Annotated in this window: 15 protein-coding genes; 10 read left to right on the top strand and 5 right to left on the bottom strand. The window is 61.7% G+C overall.

What is annotated here, in order from left to right:
* Positions 1 to 55: 55 nt before the first annotated feature.
* Positions 56 to 1,594, bottom strand: a complete 1,539-nt coding sequence (locus OPU96_RS24200; protein ID WP_498559830.1) for an MFS transporter — start codon at positions 1,592 to 1,594, stop codon at positions 56 to 58.
* 150 nt (positions 1,595 to 1,744) lie between these two features.
* On the opposite strand from OPU96_RS24200, the gene OPU96_RS24195 reads away from it, so the two are divergent.
* Positions 1,745 to 2,620: a LysR family transcriptional regulator gene (locus OPU96_RS24195; protein ID WP_226457313.1), complete on the top strand. Its 876-nt coding sequence runs from the start codon at positions 1,745 to 1,747 to the stop codon at positions 2,618 to 2,620.
* 247 nt (positions 2,621 to 2,867) lie between these two features.
* The gene (locus OPU96_RS24190; protein ID WP_192300820.1) at positions 2,868 to 4,424 is read left to right on the top strand and encodes a TerC family protein; all 1,557 of its coding nucleotides are present in this window, start codon (positions 2,868 to 2,870) and stop codon (positions 4,422 to 4,424) included.
* 142 nt (positions 4,425 to 4,566) lie between these two features.
* Here OPU96_RS24190 and OPU96_RS24185 read toward each other — a convergent pair whose 3' ends face one another.
* Both OPU96_RS24185 and OPU96_RS24180 read right to left on the bottom strand, forming a co-directional pair.
* Positions 4,567 to 4,896, bottom strand: a complete 330-nt coding sequence (locus OPU96_RS24185; protein ID WP_498559829.1) for a thioredoxin family protein — start codon at positions 4,894 to 4,896, stop codon at positions 4,567 to 4,569.
* A 75-nt stretch (positions 4,897 to 4,971) separates the two neighbouring features.
* Positions 4,972 to 5,220, bottom strand: coding sequence for a hypothetical protein (locus tag OPU96_RS24180; RefSeq protein WP_226457315.1), 249 nt, complete (start codon positions 5,218 to 5,220; stop codon positions 4,972 to 4,974).
* Between the two features lie 333 nt (positions 5,221 to 5,553).
* Between OPU96_RS24180 and OPU96_RS24175 the strand changes: the two genes are divergently transcribed.
* The 8 genes from OPU96_RS24175 to OPU96_RS24140 all read left to right on the top strand — a co-directional run bounded on the left by OPU96_RS24175 (position 5,554) and on the right by OPU96_RS24140 (position 12,167).
* A complete protein-coding gene (locus OPU96_RS24175) occupies positions 5,554 to 6,402 on the top strand; it encodes a transporter substrate-binding protein (protein WP_192300823.1) in 849 nt (282 codons plus the stop codon).
* A gap of 52 nt (positions 6,403 to 6,454) precedes the next feature.
* Positions 6,455 to 7,117: an amino acid ABC transporter permease gene (locus OPU96_RS24170; protein WP_124526745.1), complete on the top strand. Its 663-nt coding sequence runs from the start codon at positions 6,455 to 6,457 to the stop codon at positions 7,115 to 7,117.
* Positions 7,118 to 7,128: 11 nt separating this feature from the next.
* Entirely contained in the window at positions 7,129 to 7,791 is a 663-nt protein-coding gene (locus OPU96_RS24165; protein WP_017737241.1) for an amino acid ABC transporter permease, read from the top strand.
* The gene (locus OPU96_RS24160) at positions 7,788 to 8,570 is read left to right on the top strand and encodes an amino acid ABC transporter ATP-binding protein (protein WP_226457317.1); all 783 of its coding nucleotides are present in this window, start codon (positions 7,788 to 7,790) and stop codon (positions 8,568 to 8,570) included. Before OPU96_RS24165 ends, OPU96_RS24160 begins: the two co-directional genes overlap by 4 nt.
* A 16-nt stretch (positions 8,571 to 8,586) precedes the next feature.
* Positions 8,587 to 8,976 carry a RidA family protein gene (locus OPU96_RS24155; RefSeq protein WP_078742925.1) on the top strand — a complete coding sequence of 130 codons (390 nt, stop codon included), beginning with the start codon at positions 8,587 to 8,589 and terminating at the stop codon, positions 8,974 to 8,976.
* Between the two features lie 168 nt (positions 8,977 to 9,144).
* Complete coding sequence (locus OPU96_RS24150; protein WP_226457318.1) at positions 9,145 to 9,909, top strand: IclR family transcriptional regulator; 765 nt, start codon at positions 9,145 to 9,147, stop codon at positions 9,907 to 9,909.
* A gap of 9 nt (positions 9,910 to 9,918) precedes the next feature.
* A complete protein-coding gene (locus OPU96_RS24145) occupies positions 9,919 to 11,127 on the top strand; it encodes an amino acid deaminase (protein ID WP_192300827.1) in 1,209 nt (402 codons plus the stop codon).
* A gap of 134 nt (positions 11,128 to 11,261) precedes the next feature.
* Positions 11,262 to 12,167 carry a sugar kinase gene (locus OPU96_RS24140; protein WP_226457319.1) on the top strand — a complete coding sequence of 302 codons (906 nt, stop codon included), beginning with the start codon at positions 11,262 to 11,264 and terminating at the stop codon, positions 12,165 to 12,167.
* A 120-nt stretch (positions 12,168 to 12,287) separates the two neighbouring features.
* On the opposite strand, the gene OPU96_RS24135 is transcribed toward OPU96_RS24140, so the two are convergent.
* Together OPU96_RS24135 and OPU96_RS24130 are read right to left on the bottom strand one after the other, a co-directional pair.
* Positions 12,288 to 12,563: a peptidylprolyl isomerase gene (locus tag OPU96_RS24135; protein WP_046383114.1), complete on the bottom strand. Its 276-nt coding sequence runs from the start codon at positions 12,561 to 12,563 to the stop codon at positions 12,288 to 12,290.
* Positions 12,564 to 12,608: 45 nt separating this feature from the next.
* Positions 12,609 to 15,104 (bottom strand): hybrid sensor histidine kinase/response regulator, encoded by a 2,496-nt coding sequence (locus OPU96_RS24130; RefSeq protein ID WP_226457320.1) that lies wholly within the window; start codon positions 15,102 to 15,104, stop codon positions 12,609 to 12,611.
* Positions 15,105 to 15,234: the final 130 nt, after the last annotated feature.

Genomic DNA, 15,234 nt, shown 5'->3' with positions numbered 1-15,234 from the left:
CGGGCTTGCTCGCGAAAGCGGTGTACCAGTCACCGGATTTAGCGACTGACACTCCTCATTCGCGAGCAAGCCCGCTCCCACGCACGCCCGCTCCCAGATTGATCGGGTGTCGCATCAACATGCCCACCACCAGCGCCCCTAGCAACCCCAATAATCCTGCGACCCACAGCACCCCGCCAAACCCACCGACAAACGCCTGCCGGGCCAACGGTTGCACACTGGCGCGTGCTGGCTCCGGTAACAGCGCCATCGCCGCCGGCATATCGCCCGCCACCACCCGCGACGCTATGCCGGCCACTTGCGCCTGCCACTGCCTACCGATGCTCGTGCTCAACAACTGCTCGCTCTGACTATTGAGCAGCGCGCCATATACCCCAATGGCCAGCATGATCGCGCTGAAACGCATGGTGGTACTCATCCCCGAGGCCATCCCGGCGCGGTCGCGCGGCACGCAGGCCATGATGTTTTTCTGGGTGTCGCCATTGAGCAAACCCGCGCCGGCGCCAGTGATGGCAATCGCCAGGGCGAAGGGCAGGTAGCCCCCCACATTCACCGCCCAGGCGCTGAGCAGGTTGCCGCAGCCCACCAGGGTCAAACCGATGGCCATCATGGTCGCAGGCGCAAAGCGTCCGGCCAGGCGTGCGCCGATGCGTGGGCACACCAGCATAGTCAGGGCAAATGGCAGCATGCCCAGGCCCGAAGTGATTGCGGAGAAACCCAGGCCGTTCTGCAGGTAGAACGGCAGTAATGTCATCATCACCTGGGCACAACCGGCGTAGGCAAACATCCCCAGCAACGCGCCGATAAAGCGCGGATGACGAAACAGTTGCAAGTCCACCATCGGTCGCTGTTGCAAGCGTTCGACCAGCACAAACACGCCCAACAGCACTGCACCACCCAGCAGGCGTGCATAGGTCAGCGGACTGTCCCAACCTATGCGGTTCGCTTCGATCAGTCCCCAGATCAGGCACAACAGGCTGGCACTGAAGGCCAGGCTGCCCCACGGATCGAGCCGGGCCGATTGGGTATCGCGGGATTCCGGGATCGCGCGCAGCACCAGAGCCATCAGCGCCAGGCCCACAGGCAGGTTGAGGTAGAAAATCCAGCGCCAGCCCAGGTACTCGGTGATCAAGCCGCCCAGGGTCGGCGCGGTGGTCATCGCCACTCCCATGCACGCACCCCAGAACGCCCAGGCCTTGGCACGCTCCACTTCATCGTGGAAGGTATGGCCGATGGACGCCAGGGCCGCGGTCAGCAACAGCGCGGCGCCGACGCCTTTGACAGCACGTGCGACATCCAGCAGCAACGCGGTCGGGGCGGCGCCACAGCCTAGGGAGGCGAGGATAAAAATACCCAGGCCCCAGACCAGCGAGCGTTTGCGCCCGAAACGGTCGGCGAGGCTGCCGGCCGGCAACAGCAGCGCGGCGAAGGCGAGCATGTAGGCGCTGACCACCCATTCGATGTCGGCGAAGTTGGCCCCAAGGTCGCGGGCGATACTCGGCAGGCTCACGGCGACGATATTGGTGTCGAGCACAATCAGCGAGCAGACGCCGGAAGCGGTCAACAGGGTCAGGCGCGGGCTGACCGGGTTCATGATCCGATTACCTTGCAGGCAATGAGTGGTTTGAAGTGGATATGCATCGCAAAGGCTCTGTGCTGTTAGGATAGTCCCAGCTTATCGCCAGCACTTGGCGCCTTTGTTAGGCGCCAGGTACAACTTCATTACCTTTGAGCTAACCCTGCGATGGACATCCGCCATTTCCGCTATTTCCTGGCTGTTGCCCGGCACTGCAACTTCACCCGCGCCGCCGAACAACTGGGGATCGCGCCGCCGACCTTGAGTCGGCAGATCCAGGACATGGAAACCGCTCTGGGTACGCGCTTGTTTATCCGTCAACAGCGCGAGGTCAGCCTGACCGAAGCGGGCGCGGCCCTGATGCCGGAAGCCGAAGCTACCGTGCGCCAATTCGAGCTCGCTCAGCGTAAGGCCCAGCGAGCCGGGCGTGGTGAAATCGGCCATATCGAGTTGGGCTATGTGGCGTCCGCGGTGTATAGCGGGCTGTTGCAACGGCAGATGCAGGCGTTCGGCCAGGCATTTGCCGATGTCAGTGTGAATGTGCGCGAGTGCGCCATGGCTACGCTGCCGGGCGCGGTGGCGGATGGGCGCTATGACATCGGCTACGTTCGTTCGCCCATGACCCTGCCCGATGGCGTAGAAGCGGTGCGCCTGGACAGTGAAGGTTTTGTCCTCGCACTGCCCCAGGATTCCTGGCTGCTGGGCCTGAAGGCCATCGGTTGTGAACACCTGCAAAATGAAACCTTCATCTTGCCCGAGCAGATCAGCGGCACGCTGCATGTCGCGACCCAGGGCGGTTTTGCGCCACGCCTGGGCCCGCAGCCAGGTGGTTTGGTCGCGGTGTTGGCGCTGGTTTCGCTGGGGCAAGGGGTGGCGGTGGTGCCGTCATCGGTGGTGGGGCATGTGGCCTTGCCGAACGTGGTCTACCGGCCGATTCAAGGCAGTGAGGCGTCTTCGTGGTTGTCGCTGATCCACCGGCGCTTCGAAAAAGCCCCCGCCGTGGCGCGGTTTATCCAGTTGGCCAAGGCGGCCGGCCGGACATGATTACAGATCTTGTAATAGTTTTGCGCTGTAGGAAATTTGCTTTGCGGTTGTACGATTCAAGTCCTTTTCTTGTCGCAGGACTTGCATGAACACCCTCTCGGAGCCCCCCAGTCGTCTTTCCCCAAGACATCCGCTGCCGCCGTTTCCGCTCAAGCACCCCGTATTTCGACTGCTAGTCTTGTCCCGGTCCACTGACCGCGCATTGCCGTGTCCGGCATTCTGATAATCGAACAAAGAGACTCTATAAATGGAATGGTTAGCGGATCCAACGGCCTGGCTCGGCCTGTTGACTTTGATTGTGCTGGAACTGGTGCTGGGTATCGACAACCTGGTGTTTATCGCCATCCTGGCAGACAAACTGCCGCCGGAGCAGCGTGACCGTGCGCGGTTGATCGGTTTGTCCCTGGCGTTGCTGATGCGCCTGGGCTTGCTGGCAAGTATTTCGTGGTTGGTGACGCTTACCCAGCCGTTGTTCGAAGTGTTCGACAAGAGCTTCTCCGGTCGCGACCTGATCATGCTGTTTGGTGGTGTGTTCCTGTTGTTCAAGGCCACCATGGAATTGCATGAGCGCCTCGAAGGCCATGTGGCCCAGCGTACGGGCAATGTGGCCTACGCGATGTTCTGGCCGATCGTGGCGCAGATCGTGGTGCTCGACGCGGTGTTCTCCCTCGATGCGGTGATCACCGCCGTGGGCATGGTCGATGAGTTGGCAGTGATGATGATCGCGGTGATCATTTCCATCGGCCTGATGATCGTCGCGAGCAAGCCGTTGACCCGCTTCGTCAACGCGCACCCGACGGTGATCATGCTCTGCCTGGGCTTCTTGATGATGATCGGTTTCGCTCTGACCGCCGAAGGCCTGGGCTTCCATATTCCCAAGGGCTACTTGTATGCGGCCATCGGTTTTTCGATCCTGATCGAGGTGTTCAACCAGATTGCCCGTGCCCGCCGCAAGAAGTCGGCGCAAGGCGTGCTGCCGGTGCGTGAGCGCACCGCCCATGCGGTAATGCGTTTGCTGGGCGGTCGCAGCCTGGCGGTGGAAGAGGTTGGTGAAGAGGTGGCCGACTTGCTTGGTGAGCCCGATACCGCCCAGGGCCCGCTGTTTGATCGCCGCGAGCGCGTGATGATCAGCGGTGTGCTGCAATTGGCCGAGCGGCCGATTCGTACGCTGATGACGCCGCGCGCCAAGGTTGATTACATCGATCTGGCGGACGATGCAGAGACGATTCGCCTGAAACTGATGCATTCGTCCTACTCGCGTCTGCCGTTGATCCGCAACGGCGCGGTGGATGAACCGCTGGGTTTTGTGCACAAGAAGGAACTGCTCAAGGAATACCTGGCCGGCAACCAGCCGAACCTGGAACACCTGGCACGCCGGGCGATCAACCTGCTGGAGAGTTTTTCGATCCTCAACGCCCTGGAGCAGATGCGCCAGGAGTCCACCCACATCGCCTTCGTGATCAACGAGTTCGGTGACTTCATGGGCGTGTTGAGCATGACCGACATCCTTGAATCCATCGCCGGTGAATTGCCGGATGCCAGCGAAATCGAGGGGCCGGATATTGTCGAGGAGGGCGCCGGGTTCCGTGCCAATGGCGCAATGAACCTGAACCAACTGCGCCAGCGTACCGGCTTTCAGGCAGTGGCGACCGAGGATTACCAGACCCTCGCCGGCCTGGTGATGAGCCTGCTGGACCGCTTGCCAATGGTCGGCGACAGCCTGGCGTACGAAGGCTGGCGCCTGACCGTGGCCGCGGTCGAAGAGCGACGGGTCACTCAGGTGACGATGGTGCGTGAACCGTAAAGCAGTCCTTGCCTGCGTGTGTTGACACATACAGCGCCCGGTTGGCCTTGAACGGCACCGGGTTGAGGATGTCGCCATCCTTACCCGGGTTCGGTCGAGACTGCCTTGAGCCGCGTAGATGGCCATCAGGGGTGTGCAAGGACTAGCAGGCGTAGCGGGCGAACGTGTCTTCAACGAATTGGTCTTGACCTTCTGGGGCGCCTAAACCCTTGAATGCCTCTTTCAACTCTCCGTTGAGGTAGATCAACCAGGTCGGGGTGCCCTTTACCTCCGGGTGGCGAGGAGTGTTTTCACAGTCAAGCACCATGCTCACGACCTCGGGGTAGTTGGCGGCAACCCTTTCAAACAGCGGCACGGCCTGAGAACAAGCGGGGCAGCGGGCTGAAACAAACAGCAAAAATACTGGGCGTGAGCTGCTCAGTACCTGTCGGTAGTCCTCGGCATTGGCAATCGTCGCAGTGGCAAGTCCCATGACAGCCTTCCTCTTGCGCGGCGGTAGTTGTCGCCAACGCTAAATCGAGGATTGAGCAGCGTCTACTGTCAATCTTCACAGGTCCCGGTCACGCTCCAAGCGCTCGCGGGCCTTGCGCGCCTGGCTCGCGCATTTCTTGTATTCCAGATTGTCCCGCGAGGCCTTGGCCTGGCGATAGCCGTGGTGGTTCTGGCTGGTGTAGTTGGTGCTCAAGGTGTCCTTGAGCTTGCGCAGTTCTTCCTTGCAGTCGCGGCGATCGTTGCTGGCGCAGGCGCTGCCGGCCACCAGCAAGGAAAGCAAAACCAGGGTAAGACGAAACTTCATCAGGGCACGGTCCTTGTAGGCGGGCATGTGCAAAGGCTAGCCGAGCATGGGGATTTTTCCACGGTGCGCGCGCACCGCAACGGTGCGCGGTAACGCTGTTTTGGCGCGCCCGACTGGGGCCTGTCACCGCAGTGTGTGGCCTGGGGTAGCACGGTGGGCGCAGATGCTGGCGTATCGCCGTATTGCCCGCGACGATTTATCTGGCTGATTTATAAAGAATTTATTCCCCGCGTATTTTTCTATTTCGGCGTGTGGCACACTTTCTGCTGTCTATTCCGTTGTTACATACTAAGTTCCGGTATAGCGGAATACACAACTCCTGGAGTGCTTGTCATGCATCACCGACCTTCCGTATTCAAAGCGTGTGTTTTTCTCTTCGCCGCCTCGGCGTCCCTCGCAAGCCAAGTGCAGGCGGCGGACAGCAAGCTCGATGATGTGCTCAAGCGTGGGCACTTGATCGTGGGTACAGGCAGTACCAATGCGCCGTGGCACTTCCAGGGAGCGGATGGCAAGTTGCAGGGGTTTGATATCGACATCGGCCGCATCGTGGCCAAGGGGTTGTTCAACGACCCGAGCAAAGTCGAATTTGTGGTGCAGTCGTCCGACGCACGGATTCCCAACCTGCTGACCAACAAGGTCGACATGAGTTGCCAGTTCATCACCGTCACCGCCAGCCGCGCTCAGCAGGTCGCGTTTACCCTGCCGTACTACCGCGAAGGCGTCGGCCTGCTATTGCCGAACAACAGCAAGTACAAAGAGATTGAAGACCTGCAAGCCGCTGGCGACGGCGTTACCGTGGCGGTGCTGCAAAACGTCTACGCCGAAGAACTGGTGCATCAGGCCCTGCCAAAAGCCAAGGTCGACCAATACGACAGCGTCGACCTGATGTACCAGGCTGTGAACTCCGGCCGCGCCGATGCCGCCGCCACCGACCAGTCCTCGGTCAAATACCTGATGGTGCAGAACCCTGGCCGCTATCGCAGCCCGACCTACGCCTGGAGCCCGCAGACCTACGCGTGCGCGGTCAAGCGTGGCGACCAGGACTGGCTGAACTTCGTCAACACCGCCCTGCATGAAGCCATGACCGGTGTCGAGTTCCCCACCTACCAAGCCTCGTTCAAGCAGTGGTTCGGCGTCGATCTGCCATCGCCGGCGATTGGTTTTCCTGTCGAGTTCAAGTGATTCGTGACAACCGGGGCGCCGCGAACGGCGCCCCTATTAGGTATTGCTGACCATGAACTATCAGTTGAACTTTGCCGCCGTGTGGCGCGATTTCGACACTTTGCTGGCGGGGCTCGGCCTGGGCCTACAGCTGGCACTGCTGTCGATCGCCATCGGTTGCGTGATCGGCCTGCTGATGGCGTTTGCCATGCTGTCCAAGCACCGCGCGTTGCGAATCTTCGCCTCGGTGTACGTGACAGTGGTGCGCAACACGCCGATCCTGGTGCTGATCCTGTTGATCTACTTTGCGCTGCCGTCGTTGGGCATCCGCCTCGACAAAATCCCGTCCTTCATAATCACGCTGTCGCTGTACGCCGGTGCCTACCTGACCGAAGTATTCCGTGCCGGGCTGTTGAATATTCCCAAGGGGTTGCGTGAAGCCGGCCTGGCCATCGGCCTGGGCGAGTGGCGCATCCGTGCCTACATCACCGTGCCGGTGATGCTGCGCAACGTGCTGCCGGCGCTGTCGAACAACTTTATTTCGCTGTTCAAGGACACCTCGCTGGCCGCTGCCATTGCGGTGCCGGAGCTAACCTATTACGCCCGCAAGATCAACGTCGAAAGCTACCGGGTGATTGAAACCTGGCTGGTCACGACAGCGCTCTACGTGGCTGCCTGTTACCTCATTGCCATGCTGCTCCGTTACTTGGAACAGCGTCTGGCGATCCGTCGTTAAGGAGGGTTCCCATGTACGAGTCCCCCAGCTGGTTGCATGAGTTGTGGATCGCCCGGGATACCCTGTGGGCGGGCTTTCAAGCCAGCGTGTATGTGTCAGCGCTGGCGATTATCTTCGGCACCCTGATCGGCATCGTCGCCGGGTTGATCCTGACCTACGGCAAGTTCTGGATGCGGGCGCCGTTTCGCCTGTATGTGGATCTGATCCGTGGCACGCCGGTGTTTGTGCTGGTGCTCGCGTGTTTCTACATGCTGCCGGCGCTCGGTTGGCAAATCAGCGCGTTCCAGGCCGGTGCGGTCGGGTTGACACTGTTTTGCGGTTCTCACGTCTCGGAGATCGTGCGCGGCGCGCTGCAAGCCATCCCCCGTGGGCAACTGGAAGCGGGCAAGGCGATTGGCCTGACATTCCAACAGTCCCTGGCCTACGTGCTGCTGCCACAGGCACTGCGGCAGATCCTGCCGACGTGGGTCAATTCCTCCACGGAAATCGTCAAGGCCTCGACTTTGCTTTCGGTCATCGGCGTGGCCGAGTTGCTGTTGAGTACCCAGCAAGTCATCGCGCGTACCTTCATGACCCTGGAGTTCTATCTGTTCGCCGGGTTTCTGTTCTTTGTCATCAACTACGCCATCGAGTTATTCGGGCGCTACATTGAAAAGCGGGTGGCCTTGCCATGAACCAACCTCAAACAGAGCAAGCACTGCTCAACATTCGCGGCCTGCGTAAACAGTACGGCGACGTGGAAGTACTCAAGGGCGTCGACCTGAGCATGCAGCGCGGCAACGTGGTCACGTTGATCGGCTCCAGCGGCTCGGGCAAGACCACGCTGCTGCGCTGTGTCAACCTGCTGGAAGAGTTTCAGGGCGGGCAGATCACGCTTGACGGCGAGTCCATCGGCTACAGCGAAATCGCCGGCAAGCGCGTGCGTCACCCTGAGCGCGTGATCTCCCAGCACCGCGCAATGACCGGCATGGCGTTCCAGCAGTTCAACCTGTTCCCCCATTTGACCGCGTTGCAAAACGTCACCCTCGGCCTGCTCAAGGTCAAGAAGATGGGCAAGGACGAAGCCGTGGCATTGGCGGAAAAATGGCTCGACCGCGTAGGCTTGTTGGAGCGGCGCAACCATTTCCCCGGCCAGCTTTCCGGCGGCCAGCAACAGCGCGTGGCGATTGCCCGGGCGATTGCGATGAACCCCAGCCTGATGCTGTTCGATGAAGTCACCTCGGCCCTCGACCCGGAACTGGTTGGCGAAGTGCTCAGCGTGATCAAGGGCCTGGCGGAAGAGGGCATGACCATGTTGCTGGTCACCCACGAAATGCGCTTCGCCTATGAAGTGTCCGACAAGATCGTTTTCATGAACCAGGGCCGCATTGAAGAGCAGGGCTCGTCGAAGGACATCTTCGAGCGCCCGCAATCGCCGCGCCTGGCGGAATTTCTCAAGAACATTCGTTTTTAATCAGGAGGCTATTTTTATGAGCATTACTCGTTACGGCACCGGCAGCACTGCCGGCGGCGGCCAGCCACGTCCTTTCGCCCGTGCGGTGGAAGCGGACGGCTGGCTCTACGTCTCGGGCCAAGTGCCAGCGGTGGACGGTGAAATCATCAACGGTGGCATCGTCGAGCAAACCCGGCAGACCATGCGCAATGTGGTAGCGATCCTCGAAGAAGCCGGCTACGAACTCAAAGACGTGGTCCGCGTTGGCGTATGGCTGGAAGACCCACGGGACTTCTGGAGTTTCAACAAGGTGTTCGGCGAATACTTCACCCCGGAACACGCACCGGCGCGCGCCTGTGTGCAGGCCAATATGATGGTCGATTGCAAGGTGGAGATCGATTGCGTGGCCTACAAGAAAAAAGGCTAAATGCAGCGATCTGAAGACCCCCGCAGCGCCAATGTGGGAGCTGGCTTGCCTGCGATGACGGAGTGTCAGGCAACCCATGCCTGACTGACCCACCGCTTTCGCGGGCAAGCCCGCTCCCACAGGGGTTCACTGTGCAGCATTACTACTATGACCGGACCGAAAACTGCCATGACCGAAGACACCATCAAACGCCGCGCCAAAGGCCTGGACCGGGCGTTCGATATTCTTGATTTCCTCAAGGAAATCGGCCAGCCCCTGCGCCCGAATGATATTGCCAGCGGCATCGGCAGCCCCAAGTCCACGGTCTACGAACTGGTCGCCTCGCTGCTGGAGCGACGCATTCTGGAGACGGTAGGCAAAGACGGTCACGTCTACCTTGGTCGCCAGCTGTATTTTCTCGGCCAGGCGCACCTGCGCCACTTCGACCTGACCCGCGAGGCCGACCACGCCTTGCAGGAAATCGTCAGCCAGACCCACGAAACCGCGCAGATGTGCCTGCTCAACGGGCGCAAATACACGGTGGCGCTGATGCGCGAGGGCGAGCGGCATTTCCGTATTTCTTCGGACATCGGCGAAAACGCGCCGATCCCCTGGACGGCCTCCGGGCGCCTGCTGCTGGGGCATCTGAGCGACCAGCAGATCATCGACCTGATCGACCAGGACGATTTCATCCTGCCGGACGGTGAGCGCTTGCCGCTGGAGACCTTCCTGGCACAGATCCGCCAGGCCACCCTCGATGGCTTCTTCTCCTTTGACAGCGTGGCCGACACCTTTACCCACTGTTTTGCCGCCCCGGTGCGGGACGCGCAAGGCATCAGCATTGCGACCCTGTGCATCGTCGCCCCAAGGGCCGATGCGCTGAAAAACTACAACGACTATCGCCGGGTGTTGATCGACAGCGCCAACAGCCTGGCCCGTCGCATCAACGAATAGGAGCATTTCATGTCTGCCATCAATGCCGTTGAAAAAGGCGCCGCCGCCGTCGGTGCCCATCTGGTCCGTGACGTCAGCCTGCCGGCCCTGGTGCTGCACCGCGACGCCCTGGAACACAACATCCGCTGGATGCAAACGTTCGTCAGCAACAGTGGCGCCGAGCTGGCGCCCCATGGCAAGACCAGCATGATGCCGGCGCTGTTCCAGCGTCAGATCGCCGCCGGTGCCTGGGGCATTACCCTGGCCAACGCCGTGCAGACCCGTGCTGCCTACGCCGGTGGCGTTCGCCGCGTATTGATGGCCAACCAACTGGTGGGTGCGCCGAACATGGCGTTGATCGCCGACCTGTTGGCGGACAAGGATTTCGATTTCCACTGCATGGTCGATCATCCAGACAACGTCGCCGACCTCGGGCTGTTCTTTGCCGCCCGTGGCCTGCGCCTCAATGTGATGATCGAATACGGCGTGGTCGGCGGCCGTTGCGGCTGCCGCAGCGAGCAGCAAGTGCGCGACCTGGCCAAGGCGATCCAGGCCCAGCCGGCCCTGGCGCTGACCGGTATCGAAGGTTATGAAGGGGTGATCCACGGCGAGCACGCTATCAGCGGTATCCGCGACTTTGCCGCGAGCCTGGTGCGCCTGGCGGTGGATTTGCAGAACAACGGTTCTTTCGACCTGGCCAAGCCGATCATCAGCGCATCGGGGTCGGCCTGGTACGACCTGATCGCCGAGTCGTTCGAAACACAAAACGCCGCCGGCCGCTTCCTCAGCGTGCTGCGTCCCGGCAGTTATGTGGCCCACGACCACGGTATCTACAAAGACGCGCAATGCTGCGTACTCGAGCGTCGCAGCGACCTCAACGAAGGCCTGCGCCCGGCGCTGGAAGTCTGGGCCCACGTGCAATCGCTGCCCGAGCCGGGCTTCGCGGTGGTTGCCCTGGGCAAGCGCGACGTGGCCTACGACGCCGGGTTGCCGGTGCCGCTCAAGCGCTACAAGGCCGGGATCGTGCCCGCCGAGGGCGAGGATGTGAGCGGGTGCAAGGTCACGGCGGTGATGGACCAGCATGCGTTCATGAGCGTGGCGCCGGGGGTTGAGTTGCGTATTGGTGACATTATTTCGTTCGGTACTTCGCACCCGTGCCTGACGTTTGACAAGTGGCAGGTGGGTTGCCTGGTGGATGAGCAGTTGCAGGTGGTCGAGAGCTTGCATACCTGTTTCTAGACCGAGTCGAGCCCTTCGCGAGCAAGCCCGCTGCCACAGTTGACGGTATTCACAAATAGAAATCTGTGAACCCAATCCAATGTGGGAGCGGGCTTGCTCGCGAAGAGGCCATCAGCCACACCCGAGACCCCATCATGACTGCTCACCCCCACATCGCCCTCATCGGCGAATGCATGATCGAACTGCAACACCGCGCCGACGGCAGCCTGCACCAGAGCTTCGGCGGCGACACCCTCAACACGGCGGTGTACCTGCGCCGCGAGCTGGGCAGCCTAGGCCGCGTCGATTACGTCACCGCCCTGGGCGATGACAGCTTCAGCGACGCCATGTGCCAGCAATGGCGCGACGAAGGCCTCGGCCTGGACATGGTCCAGCGCCTGCCGGGACGTTTGCCGGGGTTGTACTGCATCCAGACCGACGCCAGCGGCGAGCGCAAATTTCTTTACTGGCGCAACGAAGCCGCCGTGCGCGACTGCTTCACCACGCCTGCCGCCGCGCCGATCCTGGCGGCCTTGCCGGGCTACGACGTGGTGTATTTCAGCGGCATCACCCTGGCGGTGCTCGGCGAAGTCGGCCGCGAGCGCTTGTTGCAAGCCCTGGTCGAAACCCGCCGGCGCGGGGGCAAGGTGGTGTTTGACAACAACTACCGGCCGCGTTTATGGGCCAGCGTCGAAGCGGCGCGTGTGGCCTATCACAAGGTATTGGCCGAGGTGGATATGGCCTTGCTGACCGAAGATGACGAGCGCGGGTTGTTTGGTTATGCCAGCAGTGAGCAGGTGTTTGCGGCGTATCCGGGGATTGACGAAGTGGTGCTCAAGCGTGGCGCGCAGGAATGCCTGATCCGTTTCAAGGGCGAGCACTTTGCCGTGCCGGCGCTGAAGGTTGAGAAGGTGGTGGATACGACGGCGGCAGGGGACTCGTTCAGTGCGGCGTATCTGGCCAGTCGCTTGAAGGGCGGCTCGCCGGAGCAAGCGGCGGTGGCGGGGCATGGGTTGGCGAGTCGGGTGATTCAAGTACCAGGGGCGTTGATCCCTCGGTGAATGGCCGCCTGCGGCGGATCGCGGGCAAGCCCGGCTCCCACATTCGACCGCATTCCTTCAAACAAAACGCGGTCACCTGTGGGAGCTGGCTTGCCTGCGATAGCGGCCTCAAGCCAACCCTCAATCCCGGTAAAACACCTGCACCAGGTGATACCCAAACTTGCTCTTGACCGGCCCATGCACCACCCGCAGCGGCTTCTTGAAGATCACCGCATCAATCGCCCCGACCATCTGCCCCGGCCGGATCTCGCCCAAATCCCCACCGCGCTTGCCCGATGGGCAGGTGGAGTACTTCTTGGCCAGCACGTCAAAGGCTTCGCCCTTGGCAATGCGCTGTTTGAGTTGTTCGGCTTCTTCGCTGGTTTTCACCAGGATATGACGGGCTTGGGCTTTCATTGATCTCTACCAGGTACGTGCAACGGCGCGCGATTATGCCTGAACTCACTCGACGACGCTGATCATGCTGCGGATTTTCGTGGCCAGCAGGTCGATGGAAAACGGCTTGGCCACCATGTCCATGCCGTCCTCCAGGAAGCCTTGGCGCTCGGCGGCTTTTTCCGCGTAACCGGTCATGAACAACACGCGCAGGCCCGGGCGGTGCTGGCGGGCGATCTCGGCCAATTGCCGGCCGTTCATGCCCGGCAGGCCGACGTCGGTGACCAGCAGGTCCACGCGCAGATCCGATTCCAGCAGCGGCAAGGCGGTGCGTGCATCCGCCGCCTGATGCGCGGTGTAGCCCAATTCGCCGAGCACATTGACCACCAGCATGCGCACCGCCGGGTCATCTTCGACCACCACCACGGCTTCACCCGCCAGGGCCACCGGCGCTTCACCGACGCTGGCCGGCAGGCTGCTTTCCAGCGCGGTGCCATGCAGGCGCGGCAGGTACAGACGCACGCAGGTGCCCTGGCCCGGTTCGCTGTGGATGGTCACGTGCCCGCCGGACTGCTGGGCAAAGCCGTAGATCATCGACAGCCCAAGGCCGGTGCCCTGGCCGATGGGTTTGGTGGTGAAGAACGGGTCGAACGCCTTGGCGAGGATTTTCGGTGCCATGCCGGAGCCGTTGTCGCATACGCCGAGCATCACGTAGTCACCGGCTTTGACTGGTTCCAGGGTGGTGATGTCGGTGCCGTCGAGGTAGCTGTTGGCGGTTTCGATCAGCAGTTCACCACCGTCGGGCATGGCGTCGCGGGCGTTGATCACCAGGTTGAGCAGAGCGTTTTCCAGCTGGCTGGCGTCGGTGTTCACCGGCCAGATGTCGTGGCCCAATTGCACCTTGAGGTTGATATGGGCGCCCTTGGTGCGGCGGAACAACTCTTCAAGGGACGCCACCAGCTGGTTCGGGTCGAGCGGGCGGCGGTCCAGGGATTGGCGCCGCGAGAAGGCCAGCAAGCGGTGGGTGAGGGCGGCGGCGCGATGGGCGGAGGACACGGCGGCATCGGTAAAACGGCCGATGTCTTCACTGCGCCCGGCGGCGATGTAACGCTGCATCAGGTCCAGGCTGCCGATGATGCCGGTGAGCATATTGTTGAAATCGTGGGCAATGCCGCCCGTGAGCTGGCCGACCGCTTCCATCTTTTGCGCATGGCGCAGCGCATCTTCGGCGCGCTCGCGTTCGAACATTTCGTTTTGCAGGCGCTGGTTGGCCTCGGCCAATGCCTGGGTGCGCTGGGCCACGCGCTCTTCGAGGTTTTCGTTGAGGTGGCGCAGGGCTTCCTCGGTGAGTTTGCGTTCGGTCTCGTCGATCACAAAGATGTAGAAGCCGTTCACCGAGCCGTCGTTGCTGAAGCGCGGCAGGTACTTCATCAGCGCATGGCGCGGGCGCCCGTCGCGGTGTGGAGTGATGGTCAGGAAACTGCATGCCTTGCCGTTGAGCGCGGCGTTGATCTGGTCCTGGCGCCCGGCATACACCTCGTCGCCGAGCACTTCGCGGATGGTCTTGCCGTACAGCTCCTGGGGCGTCATGCCGTACCAGTCCAGGTACGCGCTGTTGTTCAGGCGAAAGCGTTGCTCGTGGTCGACATAGCCGATCAGCACCGGCATGGCGTTGATGATCAACTGCAGCTCGGTCTGGCTTTGGCGCAGGGCCTGTTCGGTGTGCTTGCGTTCGGTGAGGTCCAGGGCGGCGCCGAGAAAGCGCGCCGGGCGGCCCTGATGGTCCTTGTAGCAACGCCCGCGGGCGAACACCCAGCGCACGGTGCCGTCGGCTTGTTGCAGGCGGTATTCCTCGGCGTACTCGGTGCCGAAGGTGATGCAGTGCTTGATGCTGCGCGTCACCATGCCACGGTCTTCGGGATGCACGCCGTGCAGGTAGTCGCTGATCGGCAGCAGCTCGGCCGTATCCGGGTCGACGCCGTGCAGGTAGGCGAAGTGGGCGTCGGCAATAAAGCGGTCTTCGGCGATGTCCCAATCCCAGGTGCCGACGGCGTCCGTCGCTGCCAGCGCCAGTTGCAGGCGTTGCTCGGTGTTGTGCTGAGCCTTGCGGCGCTCGTTGGTTTCGATGGCGGTGACCAGGATGCCGGCCACGCTGCCACTTTCATCGCGGATCGGGCTGTAGGTCAGGTCCAGCCAGATTTCCATGTCGCGGTTGTTGCGTTGCAGGACGAAGGGCTGCTCGCTGAACGTGCGTACCTGGCCGCTGAGCACCGCGTCGTAGATCGGTGCGGTAAAGCTGTGCAATTCCGGCCAGGTCTGGTGCGCCGGCTGGCCGAGCGCCTGTGGGTGCTTGTTGCCTGCCAGGGCGGCGAAGCCGTCGTTGTACAGTTGGGTCAGTTGGCTGCCCCACAGCAGGAGCATCGGCATCGGCGAGTGGACGACAATATCCACCGCCGTACGCAGGCTTTGCGGCCAGTTTTTGGCTTCACCGAGAGGGCTTTGCGCCCAGTCCAGCCGTGCGATCAATGCGCCGGCTTCGCTGACGGTGGATGTTCCATTCATGAAAAAGCCCTGAGCGTAACGCTTTGAAATATGACAAACGCCGATTATCCCGTGACAAGGGAACGGCTGACTACCCCTCGAAAAATAGCATGCATTGGGGTTTTGTCTTCAAATGAGTGGCTCAGGGCTG

The sequence above is a fragment of the Pseudomonas sp. RP-B7 genome (assembly GCF_059803535.1).
Note: the sequence above shows the minus strand (reverse complement) of the source record. Positions and strands in the feature narration are given on the sequence as shown.